Consider the following 18,043-nt stretch of genomic DNA (forward strand, 5'->3'; position numbering starts at 1 on the left):
ATTGGGTTTAGACCCGAGAGTTAGACGATTGGGTCTGTAGCTCAGTTGGTTAGAGCGCACCCCTGATAAGGGTGAGGTCGGCAGTTCGAATCTGCCCAGACCCACCAATTGTCAAGGGATGTGGCCAAGTCCGTAGATGGGGCCATAGCTCAGCTGGGAGAGCGCCTGCTTTGCACGCAGGAGGTCAGGAGTTCGATCCTCCTTGGCTCCACCATTAACTCGAGATCGCTGAAAGCTCAGAACTGAGCATCTGCTACTGAAGTGGCTGAGATGTTGAGTTCTGGTCTTTGCGCCAGAACTGTTCTTTAAAAATTTGGGTATGTGATAGAAGTAGACCGATTTATTACTTTCACTGGTAATGAGTCGAGTCAAGGTAAAATTTGCGTGTTCTCTATGCAAATTTTCGGCGAATGTCGTCTTCACGATTGAGACAGTAACCAGATTGCTTGGGGTTATATGGTCAAGTGAAGAAGCGCATACGGTGGATGCCTTGGCAGTCAGAGGCGATGAAAGACGTGATAGCCTGCGATAAGCTTCGGGGAGTCGGCAAATAGACTGTGATCCGGAGATCTCTGAATGGGGGAACCCAGCCATCATAAGATGGTTATCTTGTACTGAATCCATAGGTGCAAGAGGCGAACCAGGGGAACTGAAACATCTAAGTACCCTGAGGAAAAGAAATCAACCGAGATTCCCTTAGTAGTGGCGAGCGAACGGGGATTAGCCCTTAAGCTTCTTTGATTTTAGCGGAACGCTCTGGAAAGTGCGGCCATAGTGGGTGATAGCCCTGTACGCGAAAGGATCTTAGAAGTGAAATCGAGTAGGACGGAGCACGAGAAACTTTGTCTGAATATGGGGGGACCATCCTCCAAGGCTAAATACTACTGACTGACCGATAGTGAACTAGTACCGTGAGGGAAAGGCGAAAAGAACCCCGGAGAGGGGAGTGAAATAGAACCTGAAACCGTATGCGTACAAGCAGTGGGAGCCCACTTTGTTGGGTGACTGCGTACCTTTTGTATAATGGGTCAGCGACTTATATTCAGTGGCGAGCTTAACCGAATAGGGGAGGCGTAGCGAAAGCGAGTCTTAATAGGGCGTTTAGTCGCTGGGTATAGACCCGAAACCGGGCGATCTATCCATGGGCAGGTTGAAGGTTAGGTAACACTGACTGGAGGACCGAACCGACTACCGTTGAAAAGTTAGCGGATGACCTGTGGATCGGAGTGAAAGGCTAATCAAGCTCGGAGATAGCTGGTTCTCCTCGAAAGCTATTTAGGTAGCGCCTCATGTATCACTGTAGGGGGTAGAGCACTGTTTCGGCTAGGGGGTCATCCCGACTTACCAAACCGATGCAAACTCCGAATACCTACAAGTGCCGAGCATGGGAGACACACGGCGGGTGCTAACGTCCGTCGTGAAAAGGGAAACAACCCAGACCGTCAGCTAAGGTCCCAAAGTTATGGTTAAGTGGGAAACGATGTGGGAAGGCTTAGACAGCTAGGAGGTTGGCTTAGAAGCAGCCACCCTTTAAAGAAAGCGTAATAGCTCACTAGTCGAGTCGGCCTGCGCGGAAGATGTAACGGGGCTCAAACCATACACCGAAGCTACGGGTATCACGTAAGTGATGCGGTAGAGGAGCGTTCTGTAAGCCTGTGAAGGTGAGTTGAGAAGCTTGCTGGAGGTATCAGAAGTGCGAATGCTGACATGAGTAACGACAATGCGAGTGAAAAACTCGCACGCCGAAAGACCAAGGGTTCCTGCGCAACGTTAATCGACGCAGGGTTAGTCGGTCCCTAAGGCGAGGCAGAAATGCGTAGTCGATGGGAAACAGGTTAATATTCCTGTACTTCTAGTTACTGCGATGGGGGGACGGAGAAGGCTAGGCCAGCACGGCGTTGGTTGTCCGTGTTTAAGGTGGTAGGCAGAGATCTTAGGTAAATCCGGGGTCTTAATGCCGAGAGCTGATGACGAGTGTTCTTTTAGAACATGAAGTGGTTGATGCCATGCTTCCAGGAAAAGCCTCTAAGCTTCAGGTAACTAGGAACCGTACCCCAAACCGACACAGGTGGTTGGGTAGAGAATACCAAGGCGCTTGAGAGAACTCGGGTGAAGGAACTAGGCAAAATGGCACCGTAACTTCGGGAGAAGGTGCGCCGGTGAGGGTGAAGGACTTGCTCCGTAAGCTCATGCCGGTCGAAGATACCAGGCCGCTGCGACTGTTTATTAAAAACACAGCACTCTGCAAACACGAAAGTGGACGTATAGGGTGTGACGCCTGCCCGGTGCCGGAAGGTTAATTGATGGGGTTAGCGCAAGCGAAGCTCTTGATCGAAGCCCCGGTAAACGGCGGCCGTAACTATAACGGTCCTAAGGTAGCGAAATTCCTTGTCGGGTAAGTTCCGACCTGCACGAATGGCGTAACGATGGCGGCGCTGTCTCCACCCGAGACTCAGTGAAATTGAAATCGCTGTGAAGATGCAGTGTATCCGCGGCTAGACGGAAAGACCCCGTGAACCTTTACTGTAGCTTTGCACTGGACTTTGAGCCTGCTTGTGTAGGATAGGTGGGAGGCTTTGAAGCGTGGACGCCAGTTCGCGTGGAGCCATCCTTGAAATACCACCCTGGCATGCTTGAGGTTCTAACTCTGGCCCGTTATCCGGGTCGAGGACAGTGTATGGTGGGCAGTTTGACTGGGGCGGTCTCCTCCCAAAGAGTAACGGAGGAGTACGAAGGTGCGCTCAGACCGGTCGGAAATCGGTCGTAGAGTATAAAGGCAAAAGCGCGCTTGACTGCGAGACAGACACGTCGAGCAGGTACGAAAGTAGGTCTTAGTGATCCGGTGGTTCTGTATGGAAGGGCCATCGCTCAACGGATAAAAGGTACTCCGGGGATAACAGGCTGATACCGCCCAAGAGTTCATATCGACGGCGGTGTTTGGCACCTCGATGTCGGCTCATCACATCCTGGGGCTGAAGCCGGTCCCAAGGGTATGGCTGTTCGCCATTTAAAGTGGTACGCGAGCTGGGTTTAGAACGTCGTGAGACAGTTCGGTCCCTATCTGCCGTGGACGTTTGAGATTTGAGAGGGGCTGACCTTAGTACGAGAGGACCGGGTTGGACGAACCTCTGGTGTTCCGGTTGTCACGCCAGTGGCATTGCCGGGTAGCTATGTTCGGAAAAGATAACCGCTGAAAGCATCTAAGCGGGAAACTTGCCTCAAGATGAGATCTCACTGGAGCCTTGAGCTCCCTGAAGGGCCGTCGAAGACTACGACGTTGATAGGTTGGGTGTGTAAGCGCTGTGAGGCGTTGAGCTAACCAATACTAATTGCCCGTGAGGCTTGACCATATAACACCCAAACAATTTGGCTGTTAGACGGTGAAGTCGACAAACAGACCGAAAATTTGCCAGAACACGCAATACCACGACATCACATACCCAATTAGGGGAAGCGACTAAACACCGAGTCCCCAACCGAATTGCTTGACGACCATAGAGCGTTGGAACCACCTGATCCCATCCCGAACTCAGTAGTGAAACGACGCATCGCCGATGGTAGTGTGGGGCTTCCCCATGTGAGAGTAGGTCATCGTCAAGCTCCTATCCCCAAACCCCCAATCCGAGCAATCGGGTTGGGGGTTTGGCTTTTGCGCAACAGAAAATATTGGCGACAGTGCCGGTAAACCTCAGGAAGGCTCCTGTATTTCGCGGCGCAGCTGGGAAGGGGCGTCGAGCAGATACAAAAAAGCCACCCGTAGGTGGCTTCTGGCTGGCGTGATCTTCAGTCGCCGCGGTATTCGCAGCCACTGGTGCAGGTTTCGTGCACGCGGATACGCGAGAGCTCGGGCAGCAGCGGCTTGAGCTGCTGCCAGATCCATTTGGCGAGGTTCTCGCTGGTAGGGTTTTCCAGGCCGGCGATTTCGTTCAGGTAGTTGTGGTCAAGCAGGTCGTAGATCGGCTTGAAGATCGCCTTGATCTCGGCGAAATCGCGAATCCAGCCGGTATGGGGATCGACCTCGCCTTCAATGTAGACGGCAACCCGGAAGGAGTGGCCATGCAGGCGGCCGCACTTGTGCCCCTGGGGAACATGGGGCAAGAGGTGGGCGGATTCGAAGGTAAATTCTTTGAAGAGTTCCACTATCTGACACTCTGATAAAGGAGGACTGCGCAACGGCATGCAGCATGCCTGCAGTTTACCAGTTCGCCCCGGCCTTTACCCGGCGCCTCAGTGATTGCTCTGGCGCAGGCGCTGCAGTTCGTGTTTCAGCCAGTCAGCGGACGGTTGCCGCTGGCCCTGGCAGTTCACCTGGTAGGGTTCACCGCTGAGGCTGCTCTCGGTGGCTGCGCGATCGATGAAGTCTTCTGCCGAGTCGACCAGATCCTTGTCATTCAGATAGTCGAGCTTCTTCTGCAGGTGGGCGCGGGCATCCTGCGGGCTGTGTTCGTCGCCGTTACGAATGAAGGCGCAACCACTGCTTTCGACGAAAGCGAGCAGGGCATCGACTTCCTGTTGGCTCTGCTCGTTGAGCGCTGCCTGGGCGCTGTTGCAGGAGCAGAGAAGCATGAATGCGCAGAGCTGTAGCGTGGAGTGGCGCATGCTGGTACTTCCTTGTGTTTGGTCGATGGACTGATCAGAGCGGTTGTAGCCGATCGATCAGGCGGCCGCTATCGACCAGTTCGAGAAACTCGTCGCCGAGCCGAGTGCTTTCGGCCATGGCCTGGCGCCAGTAGCGTTCACGCCCGGCATCGTTACCCAGGTAGCGCTTGAAGTCGCTGCGATCTGGCAGCTTGCCGTGGGGGAGGCTGGCCAGGTACTCGCGCGAGGGCGCCAGCAGCACGACATCCTGCAGGCGCTGGGCGTCACCGCGGCGCCATGGCAGACCCTTGTCGAACCAGCCGGGGATCACCTTGTCGGTGAAGTGCGGATAAAGCACCACGCCTTCACTTTGATAGGGCAGATCCAGGTGATAGTCGAGCAGGCCGCCGTCGCGGTAGGCGCCAGGTTCAAGACCCGGTATCTCGCGGATGGCCTGCATCACCATGGGGATGGAGCCTGAGGCCAGCAGGGCCTGGCGCAGGTTGGCCGGATTCAGGCTGTGGAACTGCGAAGGGAAGTCTTCCAGCGCTGCAAGCGGCGGCGTCTGTCGATCATCGTGGAGGATGACCCGCTCGAAGTGGCGACTCAGGCGCCGGCGGCTGAGCAGGTTGTTGCCGATTACCGACGACAGGCCGAGGCCCAGGGCGCCGCGATGGTCATGGCGGAGTAGGCCGCGGCTTCTGACCACGACGATGTTCAGGTGGTACAAGGGGTTGTTCAGCAGCGCGGCGTCCTGGCCGTCGAGCAATTGGTCGAGCAGTTCCACGCAGCTGCGGGAGACTTCGGCCATGCTCACGCCCTTGGCGAAGCGCTGGCTGGTGTACAGCTCGCCCAGGCGACGAATCCCCGCGCAGGCATCCGGCAGGCAGGCACTGGCGAAGCGCCAGGAGCCGATGGAGGCGCCGATCAGGGTGCGCGGCCGCGGCGCGCGTGGCAGCCAGTCGCCGAACAATGCCAGATCCAGTCCCTGGATGCCCAGGCCCTTGGGGCCACCCGCGGCGCCCGGCAGGGTATCGACATCGCCGGCCTGCAAGCCATGCTCGCGGATGCGGGCGATGGCACGCTTGCCGGCGCGCAGGCTGAGGGCGGGGGATTTGATCTGGAAGGCGGTCATGCTGGTCTCCACAAAACGAAGCAGCGATTATAAAGAGGCCTCCGCTCAGGCCAAGGGAGTTTCAGGCTGTGAATGACAGGCGCTAGGCCAGGCCGTGGCGTTCAGCTTGGATTAAGCCGCACTGGCTAAGCTGCGTTGCTCCGGCAAACATGAGGGCAATGAGCTTAGCGGCACCCCGTGAGCGACCGAAGACAGGGATTAAACGGAAACAGCGATGATATTCGTGACTCGACACTGCGGCATACCGGTCTTGCTGAGCATACTGCTCAGCCTGCAGGTGCAGGCGCGCGATCTGGATCAGGACGAGGCGCTGCGCCTGCGTCAGGCCGAGGTTATCCGGCCACTCGAGGAGCTGATGCAGCCGGCGCTCAGTCGCTATCCGGGGGCCACGCTGCTGGAAGCCGAGCTGGAGGAAGAAGACGATGCCTATGTCTACGAGATCGAACTGCTGACCGATGGCGTGGTGCGTGAGCTGGAGGTCGACGCCCGCGACGGGCGTGTGCTCAAGGATGAGGTGGAGGACTGATGCGTCTGTTGCTGGTGGAAGACCATGTGCCGCTGGCCGACGAACTGCTGGCCGACCTCACCCGCCAAGGCTATGCCGTCGACTGGTTGGCTGATGGCCGCGATGCGCTCTACCAGGGCGCCAGCGAACCTTACGACCTGATCATTCTCGATCTCGGCCTGCCCGGCAAGCCTGGGCTCGAGGTGCTGCGCGAGTGGCGTGCCGGTGGTCTGGCGGTGCCGGTGCTGATTCTCACCGCCCGCTCTTCCTGGGCCGAGCGTATCGAGGGGCTCAAGGCCGGGGCCGATGATTACCTGAGCAAGCCTTTCCATCCCGAGGAGCTGGCCTTGCGCATCCAGGCCCTGCTGCGGCGTGCCCACGGCCTGGCCAACCAGCCGCAGCTGGAGGCGGCCGGCCTGCTGCTGGACGAGGCGCGCCAGTGTGCCTTGCATGGCGAGCGGGTGGTCGAGCTGACCGCTGGCGAGTTCCGCCTGCTGCGCTACTTCATGCTGCATCCCGGGCAGATCCTGTCCAAGGGGCAGTTGGCCGAGCACCTGTATGACGGCGAGACCGAGCGCGACTCCAATGTCCTCGAAGTGCATGTGAACCGCCTGCGCGGCAAGCTGGGGCGCGAAGTGATCGAAACCCGCCGCGGCCAGGGCTATCGCTTCGCCGGGGTGAGCGGGTGAGGTCGATCCAGCGCCGCCTGAGCCTGAGCCTGGCTGCCGTTCTGCTGCTGGTGGGGCTGGCGTTGGCCCAGGGCAGCCTGCTGCTGTTCGATCTGGGCTTGCGCCGTTACCTGCAGGACGGCCTGAAGGACGAGAGCGAAAGCCTGCTGATCGCCCTGGTGCGCGGCCATCAGGGCGTGCAGCTGGATGAGCAGCGGGTCGACCCGGCGTTCAAGCGAACCTTCTCCGGTCAGTATTTCCGTATCGATTTTGCCGAGCAGACCTGGCGTTCGCGTTCGCTGTGGGATCGCAGCCTGGAGCTGCCGAGTGAGCCTGGATTACAAGCAGGCCTTAGCGACGGCCCGCGCGGCCAGCGGCTATTGCTCTACCGCGCGGATTACCAGCGCTTCGGCCAGCACTTCTCGATCAGCGTGGCGCAGGACTACGCACCGATCCTGCACAACTTCCGACGCCTGCAATGGCTGGGGCTCGGCCTGGGCGGGGCGGCGTTGCTGCTGATCCTGCTGGCCCAGCGCTATACGGTGCGAGCCGCGCTGCAGCCGCTGGAGCGGGTGCGCGAGCAGATTGCCCAGCTGCAGCAGGGGCAGCGCAACGAGCTGGATGCCGAGGTACCGGTGGAGCTGCAGCCGCTGGTGAATCAGATCAACCGCCTGCTGGCGCATACCGAGGACACCCTCAATCGTTCGCGCAATGCCCTGGGCAATCTCGGCCATGCGCTGAAAACCCCGCTGGCGGTGCTGGTCAGCCTGAGTAATCGGCCGGAGCTGCGTGAGCATGCCGAGCTGCAGCGCAGCCTGCGTGAGCAGCTGGAGCAGATCGAGCAGCGCCTGGGACGCGAACTGGGGCGGGCACGGCTGGCGGGCGAGGTGCTGCCCGGGGCGCATTTCCATTGCGGTGAAGAGTTGCCGGCGCTGCTGAGCACCCTGGGCATGATTCACAACCGTGGCTTGCAGCTGAACTGGCAGGCCGAGCCGGAGTTGCGCCTGCCATGGGATCGCGAAGACCTGCTCGAGTTGCTCGGCAACCTGCTGGACAACGCCTGCAAGTGGGCCGACAGTCGCGTGCAACTGGCGGTCAGTCGCACGCCGGAGGGTTATCGGTTGCTGATCGACGACGACGGCCCGGGTATTGCGGCGGAACTGCGCGCCGAGGTACTGGGCCGCGGCAGCCGCCTGGATGAACAGGTGAGCGGGCACGGCCTGGGGTTGGGCATAGTGCGCGACATGATCGAGGCCTGGCGCGGCCTGCTGGCGTTGGAGGACAACCCCTGGGGCGGCTTGCGGGTGCGCATCGAGCTGCCCTTGCGGGCATGAAAAAGGCCGCCCGCAGGCGGCCTTTTTCATAAGGGGCGCAATCAGTCTTCGATATTGCCCATGGCGGTGGTATTGAAGCCGCCGTCGACATAGAGAATCTCGCCACTGATGCCCGAGGCCAGGTCGGAGCAGAGGAAGGCGCCGGCGTTGCCGACTTCCTCGATGGTCACGTTGCGACGCAGCGGGGTCTGCTTCTCGTTGGCGGCGAGCATCTTGCGGAAGCTCTTGATGCCGGAAGCGGCCAGGGTGCGGATCGGCCCGGCGGAGATGGCGTTGACGCGGGTACCTTCCGGGCCGAGGCTGCCGGCCAGGTAGCGCACGCCGGCTTCCAGGCTGGCCTTGGCCATGCCCATCACGTTGTAGTTGGGCATGGTGCGCTCGGCACCCAGGTAGGAGAGGGTGAGGATGCTGCCGTTACGGCCCTGCATCAGCTCGCGGCCGGCCTTGGCCAGGGCCACCAGGCTGTAGGCGCTGATGTCGTGGGCGATCTTGAAGCCCTCGCGGGTGGTGACGGCGGTGAAGTCGCCGTCCAGCTGGTCGCCGGGGGCGAAGCCGACGGAGTGGACGATGCAGTCCAGGCCATCCCACTTCTTGCTCAGCTCGGTGAAGACCTGGGCGATTTCCTCGTCGTTGGCCACGTCGCAGGGGAAGCACAGCTCGGCATTGGAGCCCCAGCCTGCGGCGAACTCTTCGACGCGGCCCTTGAGCTTGTCGTTCTGGTAGGTGAAGGCGAGCTCGGCGCCCTCGCGGTGCATGGCGGCGGCGATGCCCGAGGCAATCGACAGTTTGCTGGCCACGCCAACGATCAGTACGCGCTTACCGGCGAGAAAACCCATGTGCGTCATTCCTCTTTCAGTTAGTCGGCAGTCGCAGGGGCCAGAAAGGCGGCTTCCAGCAACTGTCGGGTATAAGTGTGCTGCGGTGCGGCGAAAATCGTTTCGGCAGAGCCCTGTTCCACCACCTTGCCCTGTTTCATCACCATCAGCTGATGACTCAGGGCCCTGACCACCGCCAGGTCATGGCTGATGAACAGGTAGGTCAGGTTGTACTTGGCCTGCAACGAACGCAGGAGTTCCACCACTTGGCGCTGCACCGTACGGTCGAGCGCCGAAGTGGGCTCGTCCAACAGAATCAGCGCCGGTTTCAGCACCAGTGCTCGGGCAATGGCAATCCGCTGCCGCTGCCCGCCGGAAAACTCGTGGGGATAGCGGTGCCGGGTTTCCGGATCCAGACCTACCTCCACAAGCGCGTCGATGACTGCCTGTTCCTGCTCTGCTGCACTGCCCATGCGGTGGATGTGCAGGCCTTCGCCAACGATCTGCCCGACCGACATACGCGGGCTGAGGCTGCCGAAAGGATCCTGGAACACCACCTGCATCTGCCGCCGCAGTGGCCTTACGGCCTGTTGCGACAACCCGTTCAGCGCCTGGCCCTGGAAGCGGATGGCACCCTGACTGCCGAGCAGCCGCAGGATCGCCAGACCGAGGGTGGACTTACCGGAACCGCTTTCGCCGACTATGCCCAGGGTCTGGCCCTGGGGCAGGCTGAAGTTGATTCCGTCCACCGCCTTCACGTGATCGACCGTGCGCCGCAGCAGCCCTTTCTTGATCGGGAACCACACGCGCAGGTCGTCCACTTCCAGCAGCGGCGCGCCCACGGGGTTGACCGCCGGCTCGCCGCTGGGCTCGGCGCCGAGCAGTTCCTGGGTATAGGGATGCTGCGGAGCGCGGAACAATTCGTCACACGACGCCTGTTCGACGATGCGACCGCGCTGCATGACACATACGCGGTGGGCAATTCTTCGCACCAGGTTGAGATCGTGGCTGATCAGCAGCAGGGCCATGCCCAGGCGCGCCTGCAATTCCTTGAGCAATTCGAGGATTTTCAGCTGCACGGTGACGTCCAGCGCGGTGGTCGGCTCGTCGGCGATCAGCAGCTCCGGCTCGTTGGCCAGGGCCATGGCGATCATCACCCGCTGGCGCTGGCCGCCGGACAGCTCGTGGGGCAGGGCGAGCAGGCGCTTGTGCGGCTCGGGAATGCCGACCAGCTCGAGCAGCTCGATTATCCGTGCGGTGGCCGCCTTGCCGGTCAGGCCCTTGTGCAGGGCCAGTACTTCACCAATCTGCTTGCCGATGCTGTGCAGCGGGTTGAGCGAGGTCATCGGCTCCTGGAACACCATGGCGATGCGGTTGCCGCGGATGCCACGCAGCCGCGCTTCGCCCAGCTTGAGCAGATCCTCGCCGGCATAGCCGATGCTGCCAGCCGGGTGGCGGGCCAGCGGGTAGGGCAGCAGGCGCAGGATGGAGTGGGCGGTGACCGATTTGCCCGAGCCGCTCTCGCCGACCAGGGCCAGGGTTTCGCCCTTGCGGATATCGAAACTGACGCCTTCGACCACGCGCTGCACCTGCTCGCCGTTGCAGAACTCGACGGCCAGGTCGCGGACTTCGATGAGGTTGTTGTCTGCCTGGCTCATGTCATTTCCTCGGGTCGAAGGCATCGCGGGCGGCTTCGCCGATGAATACCAGCAGGGTCAGCATGGCGCCGAGCACGACGAAGGCGCTGATGCCCAGCCAGGGGGCCTGTAGGTTGGCCTTGCCCTGGGCCACCAGCTCGCCCAGCGAGGGCGCGCCGGCGGGCAGGCCGAAGCCGAGGAAGTCCAGAGCGGTCAGGGTGCCGATCGCCCCGGTGAGGATGAACGGCATGAAGGTCATGGTCGAGACCATGGCATTGGGCAGGATGTGGCGGTACATGATCGCCCCGTTGCCCATGCCCAGGGCGCGGGCGGCGCGCACGTACTCCAGGTTGCGGCCACGGAGGAACTCGGCGCGCACCACGTCGACCAGGCTCATCCAGGAGAACAGCAGCATGATGCCCAGCAGCCACCAGAAGTTCGGCTGGACGAAGCTGGCCAGGATGATCAGCAGGTAGAGCACCGGCAGGCCTGACCAGATTTCCAGGAAGCGCTGCCCGGCCAGGTCGACCCAGCCGCCGTAGAAACCCTGCAGGGCGCCGGCGATCACGCCGATGACCGAACTGAGCAGAGTCAGGGTCAGGGCGAACAGCACCGACACGCGGAAGCCATAGATCACCCGCGCCAGCACGTCGCGGCCCTGGTCGTCGGTACCCAGCCAGTTCTGCGCCGAGGGCGGCGAGGGCGCCGGCACCTGCAGCTCGTAGTTGATGCTGGAGTAGCTGAAGGGGATCGCCGGCCAGAGCATCCAGCCGTCCTTCGCGGCGATCAGCTCCTGGATATAGGGGCTCTTGTAGTTGGCCTGCAGCGGGAATTCGCCACCGAAGGCAGTTTCCGGGTAGCGCTTGAGCACCGGGAAGTACCACTGGCCGTCGTAACGCACCAGCAGCGGCTTGTCGTTGGCGATCAGCTCGGCGCCGAGACTGGCGAGGAACAGCACGAGGAACAGCCACAGCGACCACCAGCCGCGCTTGTTGGCCTTGAAGCGGGCAAAGCGTCGTTGATTGAGCGGGGAGAGTTTCATCATCAGTGCTCCCGGCTCTCGAAGTCGATGCGCGGATCGACCAGGGTGTAGGCGATGTCGCCGATCAGTTTCACCACCAGGCCGAGCAGGGTGAAGATGAACAGGGTGCCGAAGACGATCGGGTAGTCGCGGTTGATCGCCGCCTCGAAGCTCATCAGGCCGAGGCCGTCGAGGGAGAAGATCACCTCGACCAGCAGCGAGCCGGTGAAGAAGATGCCGATGAAGGCGGCCGGGAAACCGGCAATGATCAGCAGCATGGCATTGCGGAACACATGGCCGTAGAGCACCCGGTTGTTGCTCAGGCCCTTGGCGCGGGCGGTAATCACGTACTGTTTGCCGATTTCGTCGAGGAAGCTGTTCTTGGTCAGCAGGGTGAGGGTGGCGAAGTTGCCGATCACCAGGGCGGTGACCGGTAGTACCAGGTGCCAGAAGTAGTCGAGGATCTTGCCGCCCAGGCTGAGCTCGTCGAAGTCGCTGGAGGTCAGGCCGCGCAGGGGGAACCAGTCCCAGTAGCTGCCGCCGGCGAACAGCACGATCAGCAGGATGGCGAACAGGAAGGACGGAATGGCGTAGCCGACGATGATCGCGGTGCTGGTCCAGACGTCGAAGGCGCTGCCATGCCGGGTGGCCTTGGCGATGCCCAGGGGGATCGACACCAGGTACATGATCAGGGTGCTCCACAGCCCCAGGGAGATCGACACCGGCATTTTCTCGAGAATCAGGTCGATCACGCTGGCATCGCGGAAGAAGCTGTTGCCGAAGTCGAAGTGGGCGTAGTTCTTCACCATCAGCCAGAAGCGTTCCGGCGCTGATTTGTCGAAGCCGTACATCTTCTCGATTTCGGCGATCAGATCCGGATCCAGACCCTGGGCGCCGCGGTAGCTGGAGCCGGCCACGGAAACCTCGCCGCCGCCGCCGGAGATGCGCCCGGTGGCGCCGCCGCTGGCGGCGTCGAAGCCTTCCAGCTTGGCGATCATCTGTTCCACCGGGCCGCCGGGTGCGGCCTGGATGATGACGAAGTTGATCAGCAGGATGCCGAACAGGGTGGGAATGATCAGCAGCAGGCGGCGCAGGATGTAGGCGAGCATCAGTTGGCTTCCTGCGGCGCGGCGGCGTCCTGGTGCAGGGCCCCGATCGGGCGCTCCTCCCACCAGGTCATCAGACCGTAGTCATACAGCGGGGTGACTGCCGGACGGCCGAAGCGCTTCCAGTAGGCCACGCGCCAGGTGTCGACGTAGTAGTTGGGCACCACGTAATGGCCCCACAGCAAGGCGCGGTCGAGGGCGCGGGTATGACTGACCAGAGCCTGGCGCGAGTTGGCGTGGGGCAGGCCCTCCACCAGCTTGTCGATGGCAGGATCGCGCAGGCCCATCAGGTTGCGGCTGCCGGGGTTGTCGGCACTGCTGGAGTGCCAGTACTCGCGTTGCTCGTTGCCGGGCGAATTGGATTGCGGCCAGATCGCCGAGGTCATGTCGAAGTCGCGCGAGCGCAGGCGGTTGATGTATTGCGAGGCGTCGACCCGGCGGATCTGCATGTCGATGCCCAGCTCGGCGAGGTTGCGCTTGAACGGCAGCAGCACTCGCTCCAGGTTGGTCTGGAAGTTGAGGAACTCGAAGCTCAGCTGCTTGCCGCTGGCATCCACCATCTTGTCGTTCTCGATGCGGTAGCCGGCCTGGGTCAGCAGCTGATAGGCGCGCCGGCTCTGCTCGCGGATGATGCCGCTGCCGTCGCTGACGGGCGGATTGAACACTTCGCTGAACACCTGTGGCGGCAGCTGGGCGCGCAGCGGCTCGAGGATCTTCAGCTCGGCGGCATCCGGCAGCTCGCGGGCGGCCATCTCGGAGTTGGCGAAGTAACTGTTGGTGCGCTTGTAGGCGCCGTAGAACAGCTGCTTGTTGGCCCACTCGAAGTCGAACAGCAGGGCGATGGCCTCGCGCACACGGATGTCCTGGAACATCGGCCGGCGCAGGTTGTACACATAGCCCTGCATGCCGGCCGGGTTGTGGTTGGCGATCGATTCCTGGACGAACTGGCCGGCGCGCAGGGCCGGGCAGTCGTAGCCGGTGTTCCAGTCCTTGGCCGAGTACTCCAGGTTGACGTCGAAGCGCCCGGCCTTGAAGGCTTCCAGGGCGACCTGGGTATCGCGGTAGTACTCGGTGGTGATGGTGTCGAAGTTGTACAGGCCGCGGGCCACCGGCAGATCCTTGGCCCACCAGTCCTTGACCCGCTCCAGGCTGAGGGAGTTGCCGGCGTCGAACTTGCCGACCTTGTAGGGGCCACTGCCCAGTGGCGGCTCCAGGCTGTTCTTGCTGAAGTCGCGGCTGGCCCACCAGTGCTTCGGCAGGATCTGCAGATCGCCGAGAATCAGCGGCAGCTCGCGGTTTTCCTTGTGCTTGAAGTCGAAGCGCACGCGTAGCTTGTCCTCGACCACCACCTTGGCCACATCGGCGTAGTAGTGGCGGTACATCGGGTGGCCCTTCTCCATCAGCAGGTTGAAGGTGAAGGCAACGTCCTCGGCGGTCACCGGGGTGCCGTCATGGAAGCGTGCCTTGGGGTTGAGAATGAAGCGCACGTAGCTGTTGTCGGCGGCCTTGTCGATCTTCTCGGCCAGCAGGCCGTAGACGGTGAAGGGCTCGTCCGGCGAGTGGTAGGCCAGGCTGTCGTAGATCAGCCCGACATCGGCGGCGTTGCCCTTGGGTACGAAGATGTTGAAACCATCGAAGCCGCCGGTGCCGGGCTGGCGCAGGGTACCGCCCTTGGGCGCATCCGGATTGACGTAGGCGAAGTGCTGGAAGTTCGCCGGATATTTCGGCGCCTCGCCGTACAGCGTCAGGGCATGCTGCGGCGCCGCCATGGCGCCACTGGCCAGCAGCAGGAGGCCTGCGCCGAGGGCGCGCAGGGAATGGTTCATGGTGCAGTCTCCGTGGGCTTCAGCCACCAGGCCCGCAGCCCCAGGGTGTAGGGCGGGGTGGTGACGAAGGCGAACCGGTTGCGGTACGCCAGGCGGTGATTGTTGATGTACCAGTTGGGAATGCTGTAGTGCTGCCAAAGCAGGACGCGATCCAGGGCTTTGGCGGCGGCGACCTGTTCGTCGCGGGTCTGCGCGGCGAGAAGTTTTTCCAGCAGGCGGTCGACCACCGGGTGGGTGATGCCCGCGTAGTTCTTGCTGCCTTTGACTGCGGCCTGGCTGGAGTGGAAGTACTGCCATTGTTCCAGGCCGGGGCTGAGGCTCTGCGGCAGGGTCATCAGCACCATGTCGTAATCGAACTGGTCGAGGCGCTGCTTGTACTGGGCGCGGTCGACGGTGCGCAGGCTGGCGCGGATGCCGAGGCTGGCGAGGTTGGCCACGTAGGGCTGGAGGATGCGTTCCAGGTTGGGATTGACCAGCAGAATCTCGAAACGCAACGGCTCACCCTTGGCATTTTTCAGGCCCTGGCCGGAGGAGTGCCAGCCGGCTTCGGCCAATAGACCCAAAGCGCGGCGCAGGGTTTCCCGCGGGATGCCGCGGCCGTCGGTATGCGGCACGCTGAAGGGCTCACTGAACAGCTCGGCCGGCAGTTGTTTGCGGTACGGCGACAGTAGCAGCCATTCGCCGCCCTCGGGCTTGCCGGTGGCGCTGAACTCGCTGTTCGGGTAGTAGCTGCTGGCGCGCTGGTAGGCGCTGTTGAACAAGGCGCGGTTGGTCCACTCGAAGTCGAACATCAGGCCCATGGCTTCGCGCACCTGGCGGTCGGCGAAGATGGCGCGGCGGCTGTTCATGAACAGTGCCTGGGTCTGGGTGGGGATCTGGTGGGGGATCTCGGCGCGGATCACCTCGCCGCGGGCGATGGCCGGGAAGCGGTAGCCATTGGCCCAGTTCTTCGCCTGGTGCTCGATGTAGAAGTCGAATTCGCCGGCCTTGAAGGCCTCGAAGGCGACGTCGCTATCGCGATAGAACTCCACCTCGACCCGGTCGAAGTTGTACTTGCCGCGGTTGACCGGCAGTTGCTCGCCCCACCAGTCCTTGACCCGTTCGAACACCAGGCTGCGTCCCGGTACCACCTTGGTGATGCGGTAGGGGCCGCTGCCCAGCGGCGGTTCGAAGCTGGTGGCCTTGAAGTCGCGGTTCTTCCAGTAGTGCTGGGGCAGCACCGGCAGCTCGCCCAGGCGCAGGATCAGCAGCGGGTTGCCGGCGCGCTTGAGGACGAAGCGGATGCGGTGGCGGTCGAGGATGTCGACCCGCTGCACTTCCTGCAGGCTGGTGCGGTACTGCGGGTGGCCCTGCTTGACCAGCAGGCGGTAGGAGAACGCCACGTCGTAGGCGGTGATCGGCTTGCCGTCGTGGAAACGGGCTTCCTCGCGCAGGTTGAACACCACCCAGCTGCGATCCTCGTTGAACTCCACCGATTTGGCGATCAGGCCGTAGCTGGCGGCCGGCTCATCGCCGGATGGATCGTATTGGCCGGTGCCGGCCATCAGCGGCTCGTTCAGCTCACTGACCCCATATTGCAGGAAGTTGGGCGCTGCCGACGGGCTGCTGCCCTTGAAACTGTAGGCGTTGAGGGTGTCAAAGGTGCCATAGGCCATGACCCGCAGGGTGCCGCCTTTGGGCGCATCCGGGTTGACCCAGTCGAAGTGGGTGAAGCTGGCGGGGTATTTGAGCGTGCCGAACTGGGCGTAGCCATGGCTTTCGCTGAGGGTCGCGAAGGCAGGAAAGCTCATGGCCAGGCCGAGTAACAGCGGGAGCAGGGTACGCATCAGGCGCAAGATCCGATCCATGGCGGCTTTGGGCTTCTTGGCCGGTACAGTAACAGCTTGTATCGGCAGGAAAAAGAGTGCCTTTTCCGCAGCATGTGCCATCAATTTGATTACACTGAAACAAATTGCAAAGAGGTTGCCGTCTTGGTGGAACGCAGTGTCGGTTTGCAGGCATGGATAGATCGTCTTAATCAGGCCGAATTACCGGCGCTCGCAGCGGTGGTGCAGGATCTGCATCGCCTGTCCCAGGCCGACAGTTCCTCGGTGCAGCAGCTGGCTGACGTGCTGCTGCGTGACGCCTCGCTGACTTCCAAGGTGCTGCGCATCGGCAACAGCGTCTACTACAACCCCTCGCAGGAAAGCATCCGCACCATTTCCCGGGCCATCGTGCTGATCGGCTTCGACAACGTGCGCCTGATCGGTATGTCGGTCAGCCTGATCGACAGCCTGCTCATCCGCGCGCCGCGCGAGCAGCTGCAGATGCTCCTGGCGCGCTCGTTCCATGCCGCGGTGCAGGCGCGCAACATCGCCGGCTATGTGCTGGCCAAGAACCAGGAAGAGGTGTTCATCGCCGCGCTGCTGCACACGGTGGGTGAGCTGGCCTTCTGGAGCTGCGGCGGCGATCAGGCCGACGAGCTGGCGGCGCTGCTGGATCGCCCCGGCATGAACGAGGACGAGGCGGTGCGCCAGGTGCTCGGTACCAGTTTCCGCCAGCTGACCCAGGGCCTGGTGAAGAGCTGGAACCTCGGCGAGCTGGCCAGCTTCGCCCATGGCAGCGGCAATCAGCACGACCCGGCGGTGCGCGCGATCAACCTCGGGGTGAAGATCAGCGAGGCCGCGCTGGAAGGCTGGGACTCGCCGGGCATGGAAGTGCTGGTGCAGCAACTGGCCGACTTCACCGACATCAGCCCGGAAGATGCCCTCAAGCAGGTGCTGGAAAGCGCCGACGAGGCGGTCGAAGTGGCGGCTACCTTCGGCGCCAGCCAGCTGTGCCGGCTGATTCCCAATACCAACCCGGAACAGATCAAGCTGCAGCAGCAGGAGCGCAAGGCGCGCCTGTTGCAGCCGGATCTGCTGGTGCTGCAGCAGGCGCTGCAGGATCTGGGCATGATGGTCAATCAGAAGGGCGATGTCGGGCTGATCCTCGACACCCTGCTCAAGGGCCTGCACCAGGGCGCCGGGCTGGAGCGGGTGATGCTGGCGGTACTGGCCGACGGGCAGAGCCGCTTCCGTGCCAAGCGGGTGATCGGCGAGGGTACGGAGAACTGGCTGAGTGACTTCCAGCTGCCGGCCAACCAGCGCGAACAGCCGCATATCTTCAGCTATGTGCTGCGCAACCGCGAAGCGATCTGGATGGGCGTGCCGGCCAGCTACAACCTCAACGAACTGGTGACCCTGCCGATGCGCCAGCACCTGGGGCAGGGCATGTTCCTGATTGCTCCGCTGCTGGCCGGAACTCGCGAGATCGGCGTGCTGTATGCCGATTGCCGGGCTTCCGGGCGGGCGCTCAAACATGAGCAGTTCGTTGCCTTTCAGCGCTTCACCCAGCTGACCGGGCGCTGCCTGGAGGCGTTGAGCAAGCGCTGACAGTC

Annotated in this window: 13 protein-coding genes, 2 tRNA genes and 2 rRNA genes; 8 read left to right on the plus strand and 9 right to left on the minus strand. The window is 62.1% G+C overall.

All coding sequences use genetic code 11. The features are described 5' to 3' along the window. The first annotated feature begins 30 nt into the window (after positions 1–30). From A9179_RS08510 to rrf, 4 genes are all read left to right on the plus strand, one after another. A tRNA-Ile gene (locus A9179_RS08510) sits at positions 31–107 on the plus strand. Positions 108–138: 31 nt separating this feature from the next. After that, positions 139–214: transfer RNA gene (locus A9179_RS08515), tRNA-Ala, on the plus strand. A gap of 244 nt (positions 215–458) precedes the next feature. Next, positions 459–3,350 (plus strand): 23S ribosomal RNA (locus A9179_RS08520). A gap of 134 nt (positions 3,351–3,484) precedes the next feature. Further along, positions 3,485–3,600 (plus strand): 5S ribosomal RNA (rrf, locus tag A9179_RS08525). Positions 3,601–3,783: 183 nt separating this feature from the next. Here rrf and queD read toward each other — a convergent pair. From queD to A9179_RS08540, 3 genes are all read right to left on the minus strand, one after another. Then, on the minus strand, positions 3,784–4,140 hold the full coding sequence (gene queD, locus A9179_RS08530; protein WP_187805391.1) for a 6-carboxytetrahydropterin synthase QueD: 357 nt from the start codon (positions 4,138–4,140) through the stop codon (positions 3,784–3,786). An 87-nt stretch (positions 4,141–4,227) separates the two neighbouring features. Continuing rightward, the gene (locus tag A9179_RS08535) at positions 4,228–4,599 is read right to left on the minus strand and encodes a YfeK family protein (protein WP_187805392.1); all 372 of its coding nucleotides are present in this window, start codon (positions 4,597–4,599) and stop codon (positions 4,228–4,230) included. Between the two features lie 34 nt (positions 4,600–4,633). After that, complete coding sequence (locus A9179_RS08540; protein WP_187805393.1) at positions 4,634–5,713, minus strand: patatin-like phospholipase domain-containing protein; 1,080 nt, start codon at positions 5,711–5,713, stop codon at positions 4,634–4,636. 214 nt (positions 5,714–5,927) lie between these two features. On the opposite strand from A9179_RS08540, the gene A9179_RS08545 reads away from it, so the two are divergent. Genes A9179_RS08545 through A9179_RS08555 form a run of 3 tightly spaced genes read left to right on the plus strand, consistent with a single transcriptional unit; the run spans position 5,928 to position 8,220 of the window. Then, positions 5,928–6,239, plus strand: coding sequence for a PepSY domain-containing protein (locus A9179_RS08545; protein WP_187805394.1), 312 nt, complete (start codon positions 5,928–5,930; stop codon positions 6,237–6,239). Next, positions 6,239–6,907 carry a response regulator transcription factor gene (locus tag A9179_RS08550; RefSeq protein ID WP_187805395.1) on the plus strand — a complete coding sequence of 223 codons (669 nt, stop codon included), beginning with the start codon at positions 6,239–6,241 and terminating at the stop codon, positions 6,905–6,907. The genes A9179_RS08545 and A9179_RS08550 overlap by 1 nt, the downstream gene beginning before the upstream one ends. Next, positions 6,904–8,220, plus strand: coding sequence for a sensor histidine kinase (locus tag A9179_RS08555; protein WP_187805396.1), 1,317 nt, complete (start codon positions 6,904–6,906; stop codon positions 8,218–8,220). The genes A9179_RS08550 and A9179_RS08555 overlap by 4 nt, the downstream gene beginning before the upstream one ends. 41 nt (positions 8,221–8,261) lie before the next feature. On the opposite strand, the gene fabI is transcribed toward A9179_RS08555, so the two are convergent. The 6 genes from fabI to A9179_RS08585 are packed head-to-tail and all read right to left on the minus strand — an operon-like array spanning position 8,262 to position 16,451. Next, positions 8,262–9,056, minus strand: coding sequence for an enoyl-ACP reductase FabI (gene fabI / locus A9179_RS08560; RefSeq protein ID WP_187805397.1), 795 nt, complete (start codon positions 9,054–9,056; stop codon positions 8,262–8,264). 20 nt (positions 9,057–9,076) lie between these two features. Further along, on the minus strand, positions 9,077–10,693 hold the full coding sequence (locus A9179_RS08565; RefSeq protein ID WP_187805398.1) for an ABC transporter ATP-binding protein: 1,617 nt from the start codon (positions 10,691–10,693) through the stop codon (positions 9,077–9,079). Position 10,694: 1 nt separating this feature from the next. Beyond that, entirely contained in the window at positions 10,695–11,714 is a 1,020-nt protein-coding gene (locus tag A9179_RS08570; protein WP_187808537.1) for an ABC transporter permease, read from the minus strand. Between the two features lie 2 nt (positions 11,715–11,716). Beyond that, entirely contained in the window at positions 11,717–12,802 is a 1,086-nt protein-coding gene (locus A9179_RS08575) for a microcin C ABC transporter permease YejB (protein ID WP_187805399.1), read from the minus strand. Beyond that, the gene (locus A9179_RS08580) at positions 12,802–14,625 is read right to left on the minus strand and encodes an extracellular solute-binding protein (RefSeq protein WP_187805400.1); all 1,824 of its coding nucleotides are present in this window, start codon (positions 14,623–14,625) and stop codon (positions 12,802–12,804) included. The genes A9179_RS08575 and A9179_RS08580 overlap by 1 nt, the downstream gene beginning before the upstream one ends. Further along, positions 14,622–16,451 carry an extracellular solute-binding protein gene (locus tag A9179_RS08585; protein WP_187808538.1) on the minus strand — a complete coding sequence of 610 codons (1,830 nt, stop codon included), beginning with the start codon at positions 16,449–16,451 and terminating at the stop codon, positions 14,622–14,624. The genes A9179_RS08580 and A9179_RS08585 overlap by 4 nt, the downstream gene beginning before the upstream one ends. A gap of 165 nt (positions 16,452–16,616) precedes the next feature. Between A9179_RS08585 and A9179_RS08590 the strand changes: the two genes are divergently transcribed. After that, complete coding sequence (locus A9179_RS08590) at positions 16,617–18,038, plus strand: HDOD domain-containing protein (RefSeq protein WP_394354754.1); 1,422 nt, start codon at positions 16,617–16,619, stop codon at positions 18,036–18,038. The last annotated feature ends 5 nt before the right edge of the window (positions 18,039–18,043 follow it).

Origin of the sequence: Pseudomonas alcaligenes (assembly GCF_014490745.1) — a bacterium.
GTDB classification, from domain to species: Bacteria; Pseudomonadota; Gammaproteobacteria; order Pseudomonadales; family Pseudomonadaceae; genus Aquipseudomonas; species Aquipseudomonas alcaligenes_C.